This window comes from Rhizobium sp. NZLR10, assembly GCF_019685125.1.
Taxonomy (GTDB): Bacteria; Pseudomonadota; Alphaproteobacteria; order Rhizobiales; family Rhizobiaceae; genus Rhizobium.
In genome coordinates this window covers 1-13,390 of record NZ_JABDWE010000029.1, presented here as the reverse complement: position 1 = coordinate 13,390, position 13,390 = coordinate 1, and the positions used below count along the sequence as shown (strand labels likewise).

Annotated in this window: 8 protein-coding genes; 7 read left to right on the top strand and 1 reads right to left on the bottom strand. The window is 60.8% G+C overall.

The features are described 5' to 3' along the window. Positions 1-155 precede the first annotated feature (155 nt). The 7 genes from HJB82_RS30210 (at position 156) to clpB (ending at position 10,887) form a co-directional block, all read left to right on the top strand. Entirely contained in the window at positions 156-1,055 is a 900-nt protein-coding gene (locus HJB82_RS30210; protein WP_221117831.1) for a LysR family transcriptional regulator, read from the top strand. Between the two features lie 294 nt (positions 1,056-1,349). Beyond that, complete coding sequence (locus HJB82_RS30205) at positions 1,350-2,624, top strand: aspartate kinase (RefSeq protein ID WP_221117830.1); 1,275 nt, start codon at positions 1,350-1,352, stop codon at positions 2,622-2,624. An 89-nt stretch (positions 2,625-2,713) separates the two neighbouring features. Further along, positions 2,714-4,981 carry a phosphoenolpyruvate--protein phosphotransferase gene (gene ptsP, locus HJB82_RS30200; RefSeq protein ID WP_207581948.1) on the top strand — a complete coding sequence of 756 codons (2,268 nt, stop codon included), beginning with the start codon at positions 2,714-2,716 and terminating at the stop codon, positions 4,979-4,981. Between the two features lie 29 nt (positions 4,982-5,010). Next, positions 5,011-6,090: a peptide chain release factor 1 gene (gene prfA, locus HJB82_RS30195; protein WP_221117829.1), complete on the top strand. Its 1,080-nt coding sequence runs from the start codon at positions 5,011-5,013 to the stop codon at positions 6,088-6,090. Then, positions 6,087-6,947 (top strand): peptide chain release factor N(5)-glutamine methyltransferase, encoded by an 861-nt coding sequence (gene prmC, locus HJB82_RS30190; RefSeq protein ID WP_207581946.1) that lies wholly within the window; start codon positions 6,087-6,089, stop codon positions 6,945-6,947. Before prfA ends, prmC begins: the two co-directional genes overlap by 4 nt. 342 nt (positions 6,948-7,289) lie before the next feature. After that, the gene (locus HJB82_RS30185; RefSeq protein WP_221142308.1) at positions 7,290-8,036 is read left to right on the top strand and encodes a DUF4167 domain-containing protein; all 747 of its coding nucleotides are present in this window, start codon (positions 7,290-7,292) and stop codon (positions 8,034-8,036) included. A gap of 250 nt (positions 8,037-8,286) precedes the next feature. Next, the gene (clpB, locus tag HJB82_RS30180) at positions 8,287-10,887 is read left to right on the top strand and encodes an ATP-dependent chaperone ClpB (protein WP_207581944.1); all 2,601 of its coding nucleotides are present in this window, start codon (positions 8,287-8,289) and stop codon (positions 10,885-10,887) included. Positions 10,888-10,970: 83 nt separating this feature from the next. Here the strand turns inward: clpB and HJB82_RS30175 are convergent, their stop codons facing one another. After that, positions 10,971-12,911: a M23 family metallopeptidase gene (locus HJB82_RS30175; protein WP_207581943.1), complete on the bottom strand. Its 1,941-nt coding sequence runs from the start codon at positions 12,909-12,911 to the stop codon at positions 10,971-10,973. Between the last annotated feature and the right edge of the window lie 479 nt (positions 12,912-13,390).

Here is a 13,390-nt window from a genome sequence, read left to right as displayed (position 1 = left end):
TGTTTTTCCGAAAGACGGATCAAAACAGGCGCAGATTTTGTCGTCTGATTTCGTTTCCGTGATCGTTTCCGTTGAGCAAAGATCTAGGCGCTTCTTGCGCCGATGAAAAAGACTTTGTAAGTTGGTAGCCATGCCTTCCAGGCATGGAGGTTAAGATGGAACTCCGGCATCTTCGCTATTTTGTCGCCGTCGTCGAAGAAGGCAGCCTGACGCTTGCCGCTGAACAACGGCTGCACACGGCACAGCCTTCGCTCAGCCGTCAGATCAGGGATCTCGAATACGAGGTCGGCGTTCCGCTGCTGACGCGCAGCGCGCGGGGTGTGGAGGCGACGGCAGCCGGGCTTGCCTTTCTGGAGCATGCACGTCAGGCGATTGCTCAGGCGGAAGCTGCGGTGGAGGCGGCGCGGCGCGCTGCAGAGCCTAGCAAACCGGTGTTCTCCATCGGCTTTCTGACGGGACAGGAGGTGGATTGGCTCCCTCATGCCACGAGAATTCTTCGGGACGAGCTGCCCAACATCGAGATCAGGGTCTCGAGCCAGTATTCGCCGCAGCTTGCCGATGAACTCCAGCGCGGAAAACTCGACATCGCCTTTCTGCGCCGCGAGCCGAAGCCGGATATCGAATATGTCGTCATCGCAAGAGAACCGCTGGTGGTGATCCTGCCAAGCGACCATCGCCTTGCCGCATGCAAGGCGATCGATCCCATGGATCTTGCCAGCGAGACTTTCATCGGGATGTCCGATACGCCGCATATACTCCGCGGCGTCATCAACGACTATTTCGATCGGCTCGGTCTCAAGATCGCGCCGAAGCACCTGATCGACAATTTCGCCATGGGCGTGTCGCTTGTCGCGTCCACCCGCGGCGTCGCGCTGCTTCCCGCCTATGCCGAGAACTTCCTATCCCGGTCGGTCATCAGCCGCCCGCTCATCGGCAAGGCGCCGACAATCGATCTGATGGTGGGGTATCACAAGGCAAACAGCTCGCCATTGCTCAAGCTCTTCCTGTCGCGTGTGGACGATATGATCGAGCGTTTTTCCGACAAGGTGAAATGAGAGTCCTGCGATCTGTTTTCTTAATCCTACGTGCCGGGATCTCCGCGGGCAACGTGACGGGTAGTCAGGGACAGCTTTTGACGCAAAGTTGGGTAATTGCTTTTATCGCGCGCGCTTGCCTCCCCCCGCCAAACTCGCTAAGAGACGCCGCAACTTGGGGCCTTGGGGACCTAGGCTTTTTGAGCGGTTCCGGAAGTCGGGAGCCCGGCTCTCTGGCCAAGAGGTCTGCCCCAGAGCTTTCGTGATGCCGGATCCGGTTTTCCGCTTTCCCGGCGCCAGTCGTGGTAGAGGCATATGGCACGCATCGTAATGAAATTCGGCGGCACGTCCGTCGCTGACCTGGACCGCATCAGGAACGTCGCCCGCCATGTAAAACGCGAAGTCGATGCCGGCCACGAGGTGGCGGTTGTGGTGTCGGCCATGTCCGGCAAGACCAATGAACTGGTCGGCTGGGTCCAGGGCATGCCGAAGGTGATTGGCGCGAACTCTCCGTTTTACGATGCGCGGGAATATGATGCGGTAGTCGCCTCCGGCGAGCAGGTGACCTCCGGGTTGCTGGCGATCGCATTGCAGGCGATGGATATCAATGCGCGCTCCTGGCAGGGATGGCAAATCCCGATCCGCACCGACAATGCGCATGGCGCGGCGCGCATCATGGAAATCGACGGTTCCGACATCGTCAAACGGATGGGCGAGGGGCAGGTTGCCGTCATTGCCGGCTTCCAGGGACTGGGACCAGACAACCGCCTCGCGACGCTCGGGCGCGGTGGATCGGATACGTCGGCCGTCGCCATCGCGGCAGCTGTCAAGGCGGATCGCTGTGATATCTATACTGATGTCGACGGCGTTTACACGACCGACCCGCGCATCGTGCCGAAGGCGCGCAGGCTGAAGAAGATCGCCTTCGAGGAAATGCTCGAGATGGCTTCGCTCGGCGCCAAGGTGCTGCAGGTGCGCTCGGTCGAGCTTGCCATGGTGCACAAGGTGCGCACCTTCGTGCGCTCGTCATTCGAAGATCCCGATGCTCCGGGCATGGGCGATCTGCTAAACCCGCCCGGAACGCTGATTTGTGACGAGGATGAAATCGTGGAACAGGAAGTAGTCACCGGCATCGCCTATGCCAAGGATGAGGCTCAGATCTCGCTTCGCCGTCTAGCCGACAGGCCGGGCGTTTCCGCGGCGATCTTCGGGCCGCTCGCGGAATCCCATATCAATGTCGACATGATCGTCCAGAATATCTCCGAGGATGGGTCGAAGACCGACATGACCTTCACCGTACCGTCAGGTGACGTCGAGAAGGCAATCAAGGTGCTCGGCGACCATAAGGAGAAGATCGGCTACGATGTCGTGCAGAACGAATCGGGGCTGGTGAAAGTGTCGGTCATCGGCATCGGCATGCGCAGCCACGCCGGCGTTGCGGCTACCGCATTTCGTGCACTTGCCGAAAAAGGCATCAACATCAAGGCGATCACGACCTCCGAGATCAAGATTTCCATTCTGATCGACGGTCCCTATGCAGAACTCGCTGTCAGGACTTTGCATTCCTGCTACGGTCTGGATAAGAATTGATTCCCAGTGGGCGGCCTGCCCCTTCAGGTTGAGGAGACGAAGGCCGGCCCGCCGGGACTGAGTGCGTTGTTTCGGGAGCTTGAGACGCCATGAGAGACCTTTCCGGCGGTCCGCGCGTGCTGCTCAGGCGGCTGCGCGAGTTGATGGCGGAGCCGCTGGAGCCGCAGGATCGTCTTGACCGGATCGTCCGCCAGATCGCCGGCAACATGGTGGCGGAGGTGTGCTCCGTTTACGTGCTGCGGGCCGACGGCGTGCTCGAACTCTATGCGACCGAAGGCCTCAACCGTGAGGCCGTGCACCTGGCGCAACTGAAAATGGGGCAAGGCCTGGTCGGCACGATCGCCGCCTCGGCCCAGCCGCTGAACCTTTCCGATGCGCAGTCGCACCCTGCATTCCGCTACCTGCCGGAAACGGGCGAAGAGATCTACCATTCCTTCCTCGGCGTGCCGATCCTCAGGACCGGGCGCTCGCTTGGCGTTCTCGTCGTGCAGAACAAGGCGAGCCGCAACTATCGCGAGGAAGAGCTGGAAGCGCTCGAGACGACGGCGATGGTGCTGGCCGAGATGATCGCCACCGGCGAGCTGAAGAAGATCACTAAGCCGGGCCTCGAACTTGACCTGACGCGTTCGGTGACCGTCGACGGCGACACGTATAATGACGGCATCGGCCTCGGTTACGTCGTGCTGCACGAGCCGCGCATTGTCGTCACCAATTTGTTGAACGAGGATGCCGAGAAGGAAATCCGGCGGCTGGCCGAAGCCATGGGCTCGCTCAGGATCTCGATCGACGACATGCTGTCGCGTCGCGATGTCTCGATGGAGGGCGAACATCGAGAGGTGCTCGAGACCTATCGCATGTTCGCGCATGACCAGGGCTGGGTGCGCAAGCTCGAGGAGGCGATCCGCAACGGCCTGACGGCGGAAGCGGCGGTCGAGAAGGTGCAGAGCGACACGAAAGCCCGGATGATGCGGTTGACCGACCCCTATCTGCGCGAACGCATGCATGATTTCGAGGATCTGGCGAACCGGCTGCTCAGGCAATTGACGGGGTATACCGGGCGGACGACTGCCGAAGGTTTCCCCAACGATGCGGTCGTCCTGGCGCGTGCCATGGGGGCGGCCGAGCTGCTCGATTATCCGCGTGCCAATGTGCGCGGGCTGGTGCTGGAAGAAGGCGCGGTGACGAGCCACGTGGTGATCGTTGCGCGCGCCATGGGTATTCCGGTCATCGGCCAGGCAGCCGGTGTGGTGGCGCTCGCCGAGAACGGCGATGCCGTGATCATCGACGCCGACGAGGGACATGTACATCTGCGACCGATGGCCGATCACCGGCGTTCCTACGAGGAAAAGGTTCGCTTCCGCGCCAGGCGGCAGGAACAGTTCCGGGCGCTGCGCGCCGTCGAACCGGTGACCAAGGATGGGCAGCGGATTGGGTTGATGATGAATGCGGGGCTGCTGGTCGACCTGCCGCAGCTTTCGGAATCGGGTGCCGAGGGCATCGGCCTCTTCCGCACCGAACTGCAGTTCATGATCGCCTCCACCATGCCGAAGGCGGACGAGCAGGAACAGTTCTATCGCAATGTGATAAAACAGGCGGCGGGCCGCGCCGTCACCTTCCGTACGCTTGATATCGGCGGCGACAAGGTCGTGCCGTATTTCCGCGGCCATGAGGAAGAAAATCCCGCACTCGGCTGGCGCGCCATCCGGCTGTCGCTCGACCGGCCGGGACTGTTGCGCACCCAGCTGCGCGCTCTGTTGAAGGCATCGGCAGACACCGAGCTGAAGTTGATGGTGCCGATGGTGACCGAGGTTTCCGAGCTGAAGATCGTGCGCGAGCTGTTGCAGAAGGAAGTGCAGCATCTCTCGCGCTTCGGTCACGGGCTGCCGCGCAAGCTGCAATTCGGCGCGATGCTGGAGGTGCCTGCACTGCTTTGGCAGCTCGATGAACTGATGGAGGCGGTCGATTTCGTCTCGGTCGGTTCGAACGACCTCTTCCAGTTTTCGATGGCGGTCGATCGTGGCAATGCGCGGGTCTCGGACCGCTTCGATCCGCTCGGCAAACCGTTTTTGCGCATTCTGCGCGATATCGTGCGCGGCGCGGACCGGAACAAGACGCCGGTAACGCTCTGCGGCGAGCTTGCCAGCAAACCGATCTCGGCGATGGCGCTGCTCGGCATCGGCTTCCGTTCGATCTCGATGTCGCCGGCCTCGATCGGGCCGGTGAAGGCAATGCTGCTCGGGCTCGATGTCGGGGCGCTGACCAAGGCGATGGACGAGGTGCTGGACGATATCCACGCCATGATGCCGATGCGCGAGGTGCTTGCCCGCTTCGCCGAAAGCCACAATATTCCCCTTTAGACAGAGACTAAGAAGAATCGGAGTGAAGGGTGGCGAAGCTTCCCGTTGAAAAGATGCGCGAGCTGGAACGCCGTTTCGGAGAGATCGAAGCGCGCATGTCGGCAGGCCCGGCTGCCGATGTCTATGTGAAGCTCGCATCCGAATATTCCGAGCTGCAGCCCGTCGTGACGAAGATCCGCGCCTATGAGAAGGCGATAGCCGAGCTTGCCGATCTCGAAACGCTGCTCGAAGACAAGTCGGTCGACCGCGAAATGCGCGACCTTGCGGAGCTGGAGCTGCCCGAGGTGAAAGAGCAGATCGAGGCGCTTGAGCAGGAGATGCAGATCCTGCTGCTGCCGAAGGATGCGGCTGACGAGAAGAGCGCCATCCTCGAAATCCGCGCCGGCACAGGCGGCTCTGAAGCGGCCCTTTTTGCCGGCGATCTCTTTCGCATGTACGAGCGTTTTGCGGCGGAGAAAGGCTGGAAGGTTGAGATGCTCTCGGCGAGCGAGGGCGAAGCCGGCGGCTACAAGGAAATCATCGCGACGATCACCGGCCGGGGCGTGTTCGCCAAGCTGAAATTCGAATCCGGCGTGCATCGTGTGCAGCGTGTGCCGGAGACCGAGGCGGGCGGGCGCATCCATACGTCGGCCGCAACGGTGGCCGTGCTGCCGGAGGCCGAGGAGATCGACATCGAGATCCGCCAGGAGGATATCCGCATCGACACGATGCGCTCTTCGGGTGCGGGTGGCCAGCACGTCAATACGACGGACTCCGCGGTGCGTATCACCCATCTGCCGAGCGGTATCGTCGTCACCAGCTCGGAAAAATCGCAGCACCAGAATCGCGCCAAGGCGATGCAGGTGCTGCGCTCCAGGCTCTACGATGCCGAGCGGCAGAGGGCCGACAGCGAGCGCTCGGCCGACCGCAAGAGCCAGGTCGGCTCCGGCGACCGCTCGGAACGCATCCGAACCTATAATTTCCCGCAGGGTCGCATTACCGACCACCGTATTAATCTGACGCTCTACAAGCTCGACCGGATGATGGAAGGTGAGATCGAGGAGGTGGTGGATGCGCTGATGGCCGATTACCAGGCAAGCCAGCTGGCACAACTCGGCGAGCAACAATGAGCTCGACGGTCGCCGATACGCTTGCCGAAGCGCGCCGCCGCTTCATCGAAGCAGGTGTCGCCGACCCGGCGACCGATGCGCGGTTGCTTGTCGCGGGCCTTCTGAAACTATCGCCGACCGAGCTTTTGACGCGATCGTCCGAGCGGCTTTCTTCTGAGCAGGCCGAGGTGATTTTCAAGGCGGTGCAACGGCGGCTCGGTCATGAGCCGGTGCATCGCATTCTCGGCGAGCGGGAGTTCTATGGCCTGCCGCTTCGGCTCTCAGTGGAAACGCTGGAACCGCGACCGGATACGGAAATCCTGGTCGATACGGTGCTTGCCTATCTGAATGACCTTGCAGAGGCGCAAGACCATCTCCATATCCTTGATATGGGAACCGGGACGGGGGCGATATGCCTTGCGCTTTTGCGCGAATGTCCCGAAGCGTCAGGTATCGGCAGCGATATTTCGGCGGATGCACTTCGGACGGCAACATCCAATGCAGAAAGGAACGGATTACAGGATCGTTTCCAAGCCGTACAGTCGAGATGGTTCGAGAGCATCCAGGGTTGGTTTCATGCGATCGTCTCAAATCCGCCCTATATTGCTTCCAATGTCATTCACGATCTTGCTCCCGAAGTGACGAAATTTGATCCGGTTGCGGCACTGGATGGCGGCCCGGATGGGCTTGACGCCTACCGCGCGATCGCCAAAGATGCCGCAAGGTTCATGAGGCCCGATGCGGTCGTCGGACTCGAAATCGGCTACGATCAGCGAAACGATGTGACGGCGATTTTTGAAGCGAAAGGCTTCAAATGCCTCAAATCCGTAAAAGATTATGGTCAGAATGATAGAGTGCTCGTGTTCGCGCTCGCGTGACTGGCGATAATTGCTGCATTGAACAGGACATTATTGTTATTGCGAAGAAAAGGCTTGGATTTCCACGGGAAGCAATATAGGTTGCGGTCACGTGTTGGGCAGATAGGAATGAACGAGATTCGTTCGGTACTTGGTTTGCCTCGGGGGTCCGCTCTTTTAAACGAGAGTTTCAACGGTTGAACACGACCCAATGCGTGAATCAGTCAATCTGACTTGAAAACCAAGCGGCAGGTCGGCGCAAAGGCGCAGTATGCTCGCGGCACAAAGGTCCTGACCCGCTTTTCGGTCATGGCGGTTGGTGCCATGTATCCATCATAAACAGAGAATTCAGGTGAACGATCTATGAGGCCAGGACAGCAGAACAAGCGCGGTCGAGGGCGTGGTAACAACAATAACGGCGGTGGCGGCGGCGGAAGTAACAATAACAATAACAATAACAACAATTTCAACCGCAAGGGCGGCAATCCGCTGACCCGGACCTATGACAGTTCCGGCCCCGATGTGAAGATTCGCGGTACTGCTCAGCATATCGCCGAAAAATACGCACAGCTCGGCCGCGACGCCCAAAGCTCCGGCGACCGCGTGATTGCCGAGAACTATCTCCAGCACGCCGAACATTACTATCGTATCATCGCCAGCGCCCAGGCGCAGATGCAGGAACGCTTCCAGCGCGACGATCGCGGCGAATATGATCGCGATGGTTCTGATCGGGACGGTGCGGATCGCGACGGCGACGATATGGATAACAACGACAATGACGGCGACGATGTCGTTATCGTCCAGCCGCCGCAGAGCAGGCAGCAGCACCGGCCGCAGGCACAGCCGCAACCGGCGCCTGCCCCGGCGGCTGCACCGGCACCCCAGCCCGAGGTGATCGACGGAACCGGCCCGCAGCCGGAGATCGAAGGCATTCCGGCCGAGGTCGCCATGGATGAGGAAGGCTCCGGCGGTCAGCCGCGCCAGCCCCGCCGTCGCAGCACCGGCAGCCGTCCCCGTCGCCCGCGTCGCGGCGCTGAAGGCGAAGCAGCCGCTGAGGGCGAGGGTTCCTCTGGCGAGGCGCCGGTACTGGCTGACGCCGCATCGGAATGAGGATTTCGCTTCTCCTTCAGGGGGAGTATGAGGTTCATGCCATCTGTTAGAATTGCGACGAAAATCCCCGGCTTCGCGCCGGGGATTTTCGTTTTGTCGGCTCTTTAAACTCGCAGAACAGGGTACCATATTCTCCTCGACTGCTTCGCCCAAATCTGAGATGGGCCAAGCGCGGCCTGCCTTTTCAGGGGGTCGATCTCAATCATCGGTCTGCGCCTCGTCAGGGCAGGGCGATCCATGGAGGTAGAATATGAATATCGAGAAATACTCCGAGCGGGTGCGCGGCTTCATTCAGTCGGCGCAGACCTATGCGCTGGCGCAGGGTCACCAGCAATTCACGCCCGAACATGTGCTGAAAGTGCTGCTCGACGACGATCAGGGCATGGCGGCGTCGCTAATCGAGCGCGCCGGCGGCGATGCCAAGGCTGCACGCCTCGCCAATGACGCAGCGCTGGCCAAACTGCCGAAAATTTCCGGCGGTAACGGCAATATCTATCTGGCGCAGCCGCTCGCCAAGGTGCTCTCGACCGCCGAAGAGGCGGCGAAGAAGGCCGGCGACAGCTTCGTCACCGTCGAGCGCCTGCTGCAGGCGCTGGCGATCGAATCCTCGGCCTCGACGTTTTCGACACTGAAAAACGCAGGCGTGACGGCCCAGGGCCTGAACCAGGTCATCAACGACATCCGCAAGGGCCGGACGGCGGATTCTTCCAATGCGGAGCAGGGTTTCGATTCGCTGAAGAAGTTCGCACGTGATCTCACCGCCGAAGCCCGCGACGGCAAGCTCGACCCGGTGATCGGCCGCGACGACGAAATCCGCCGCACCATTCAGGTGCTTTCGCGCCGCACAAAGAACAATCCTGTGCTGATCGGCGAACCCGGTGTCGGCAAGACCGCGATCGTCGAGGGTCTGGCGTTGCGCATCGTCAACGGTGACGTGCCGGAATCGCTGAAGGACAAGAAGCTGATGGCGCTCGATATGGGCGCGCTGATTGCCGGTGCAAAATACCGCGGCGAATTCGAGGAGCGGCTGAAGGCCGTGCTCAACGAGGTGCAAGCTGAGAACGGCGAGATCATCCTGTTCATCGATGAGATGCACACGCTGGTCGGCGCCGGCAAGGCCGATGGGGCAATGGACGCGTCCAACCTTCTGAAGCCCGCTCTTGCCCGCGGTGAGCTGCATTGCGTCGGCGCGACCACGCTCGACGAATATCGCAAACATGTCGAAAAAGACCCGGCGCTTGCTCGGCGCTTCCAGCCTGTTGTCGTCGACGAGCCGACGGTCGAAGACACGATCTCGATCCTGCGCGGCCTGAAGGAAAAATACGAGCAGCATCACAAGGTGCGCATCGCCGATGCCGCGCTGGTGGCGGCTGCGACGCTTTCCAACCGCTATATCACCGATCGTTTCCTGCCCGACAAGGCGATCGACCTGATGGACGAGGCGGCGGCGCGGTTGCGCATGCAGGTGGATTCCAAGCCGGAAGAACTCGACGAACTCGACCGCCGCATCATCCAGCTGAAGATCGAGCGCGAGGCACTGAAGAAGGAAACCGACGTTGCCTCGGCCGACCGGCTGAAGCGGCTGGAGACCGAACTGACCGGCCTCGAAGAGGAAGCCGATGCGCTGACGGCCCGCTGGCAGGCGGAAAAGCAGAAGCTCGGCCTTGCCGCCGATCTCAAGAAGCAGCTCGACGATGCCCGCAACGAACTGGCGATTGCCCAGCGCAAGGGTGAATTCCAGCGCGCCGGCGAGTTGACCTACGGTGTCATCCCGGATCTGGAAAAGCAGCTGGTCGATGCTGAGAGGCAGGATGGCGAACGCGGCGCGATGGTGCAGGAGGTTGTTATCCCCGACAATATCGCCCATGTCGTTTCCCGCTGGACCGGCATTCCGGTCGACAGGATGCTGGAGGGCGAACGCGACAAGCTGCTTCGGATGGAGGATGAACTGGCGAAATCGGTAATCGGCCAGGGCGATGCGGTTCAGGCGGTGTCGCGCGCTGTGCGCCGCGCCCGCGCCGGTCTGCAGGATCCGAACCGGCCGATCGGCTCGTTCATTTTCCTCGGCCCAACCGGCGTCGGTAAAACGGAGCTCACCAAGGCGCTCGCCCGCTTCCTCTTCGACGACGAAACGGCGATGGTGCGCATGGACATGTCGGAATATATGGAGAAGCACTCCGTTGCCCGGATGATCGGTGCGCCTCCGGGCTATGTCGGTTATGACGAAGGCGGGGCGCTGACGGAGGCCGTGCGCCGCCGGCCGTATCAGGTCGTGCTGTTCGATGAGATCGAAAAGGCGCATCCAGACGTCTTCAACATCCTGCTGCAGGTGCTGGATGACGGACGCCTGACGGACGGCCAGGGGCGGACCGTCGATTTCCGCAACACGATGATCATCATGACCTCGAACCTCGGCGCCGAATATCTGACGCAGCTCAAGGACGGTGACGACAGCGATACGGTTCGCGAGGAGGTGATGGAGGTCGTGCGCGGGCATTTCCGGCCGGAATTCCTGAACCGCATCGATGAGATCATTCTGTTCCACCGGCTGAAGCGTGAGGAGATGGGCGCGATCGTCGATATCCAGCTGAAGCGGCTGGTGGCGCTGCTGTCCGAACGCAAGATCGTCATCGACCTTGACGAGGAAGCGCGCCACTGGCTGGCGAATAAGGGTTACGATCCGGTCTACGGCGCAAGGCCGTTGAAGCGGGTGATCCAGAAATTCGTGCAGGATCCGCTGGCCGAGCAGATCCTGTCGGGCCAGGTGCCGGATGGATCGACGGTGAAGGTGACGAATGGTTCCGACCGGCTGCAGTTCAGGACCGGCCAGACGGTGAGCGAAGCGGCATAGGCCGGCTTTGCTGGATAAATGAGAAATGGCGGCTTCGGCCGCCATTTTATTTTGCGGGGACGAGACGAGGAAAAGGTTGCAAATTACTTGCTCGCCACCTGATCCGAGGTCTGGTTGTTCAGCAGCGTATCAATGCGCTTGCGCTCGTCCTCGAATTTCGCCAGCGCCTCGCCCTGCAGTGACTTGCCGCCCGGCAGGCGGATGCGCAGGGGATCAACCTTTGTGCCGTTGACGATCAGCTCGTAGTGCAGGTGCGGTCCGGTGGACTCGCCCGTCGTGCCGACCCATCCGATCACCTGACCCTGACGAATCTTGGCGCCGGGGATAACGCCCTTGGCGATGGCGCTTTGGTGATTGTAGGAGGATTCATAGCCGTTGGCATGGCGGATGATCGTCTGGTTGCCGTAACCGCCGGAATCCCAGCCGGCTTTTTCGACCGTGCCGTTGCCGGCGGCGATGATTGCGGTACCGCGGGGGGCCGCCCAGTCGACACCGGTGTGCATGCGGGCGAAACCGAGGATCGGGTGACGGCGCATGCCGAAGCCCGATTTGAAGATGCCGTTGGGAACTGGGTTGCGCAGCAGGAACTGGCGGATGCTCTTGCCGTTCTCGTCGAAATAGTCGAGCGTGCCGTCATCGGGGTCCTGGAAGCGGTAGAAGCGCGTCTGCGTATCGCCGAAACGAGCGTTGACGTAGAGCAGTTCGGAATCCTCGGTCGCCTGGCCGGCGCTGTCGGCGACGGAGAAGAAGGCCTCGAGACTATCGGTCGACCTCAGCTGCGCCTGGAAATCGACATTGCTGGCGAGCAGCTTGATGATCAGCGCCGTCATATCCTTGGTCATGCCGTAGGACAGGGCCGCGCGATAGATGCCGTCATAGACGCGCGGCAGGTTCTGACCGGGTGGCGGCGCGAAGGAATTGTCATCGAAGGCGGTGGCGATGGCATCCAGCATCGGCGGCTCGCTTCCGGGCACGTATCTGCCCTTGTCGTCGACGGCCACGGTGACGAGATGGCGCGTGCCGCGATAGACGCTGGCTCGGATGATCTTTGCCTGCTCGCCCTTCTGAATGATGCCGATCCGCAGCACGTCGCCTTTGTCGAGATCGGCGGAACCCAGTTGCTGCGAGATAAACCCGGCAATGCCATCGGCATATTGCTGCGGATAGCCGGAATCCGTCAGCGCCTTGGCGATCGGCGTGTCGACGCGGACGGGCAGGATGTCGTCGGCGAACTCCTCGGTCTGCGGCGTGATCGATTCCGATGCGGAAACGGTCATGTTCTGTTCGAGCACGCGAGCCGACAGGCCGGCGGTCAGATCGACATCGGCATCCTCATTGGAGAAGCGGCGTGGATCGACGTAATAAAGGGCTGCAAGCTGCGTGTTGCCATCAGTCAGCACCGAGCCATTGGAACGCACGTTTTCTTCGACCTCTTCGAGCGACAGGCCGGATGCCATCTTCATGCTGCTCTTGCCGGTCGGGAAGGAAATGGTCTTCAGGCTGACTTCGGATTCGACATCGGAGCCGTAAAGCGCACCAGTGCGGCTTTGCGGGGCGGGCTGCGGCTCGTCGGCGGAAAAGATCGCCAGGGGATCAAAGTCGGGATAGTCCTCGGTCGCCACATGGTTGGCGGCCAGCGTCATCTTCACATGCGCGAAAGGCTGGCGACGAACGACCTCTTTCTCGCCATCGTGGACAACGGTCGAAACTTCCATGATGGCACGGTCGGACGGTTTTGCGGCGATGGCGGGCGCGATCAGCCTTCCGCCGCGCACCACTGTCGTATCCTCGTGCGCGTCCGCGGCAGCACTTGCATAGGCCTCGGCGGGGATCGCCAGTTGCTGTCGGCCGTCAAGAGCGGCAAAAAGCGCGACGCCCATCAGAACGGAGGATGTAATGCCGGTGAGGAACGTGCCCGAGAGCCAGCGCAAGGAAACCTCTCGGCGGTCGGGCGCACGCCTGCCGTCGGCCAGAAGCGGAGGCTCGTTGCCCAACGAGCGGATCATCATTTTCTCCGTCATCATGGCAGTCGGGTCCGCGTCCTTACATTCGACGTCTCTGGAAGCATTTCTCGGCCATCCTGGCTGGGGCGAAAGATGTGCATATTATAGGCATGGAAGTCAAATCGCACCGGGAAAGGCAGTCTGCCTGCATTTGCCTGTGTGAATCGTGTGTCTCTTAAGACCAGCAGATTGTGATGATGTCGGGGCGCGGTGGAGTGGAAAAAGCATTCCTCCCCCAAAAAGTCGAAAGAGGTTCATTTTCCTGGTCGCGTCAGGTCGGTCGGAATCCGGGAAACGACCGCATTTCCATGCGGTCTGAAATTTCGTCTGAAAAAACAATTGTTTGAAAGAAAAATCAGTTTTTTCGAAAAGCGCTGTTGACTGTTTGGGAGGGTTAGTTCTATAAGCCCACTCACTGAACGAGGGCGGCGGCGCTGCTGGCGACGAAGTCTTTCGTTCTAAAGAAACTCAAGCGGATTGGCGATTGCTGGTTTGTGTTC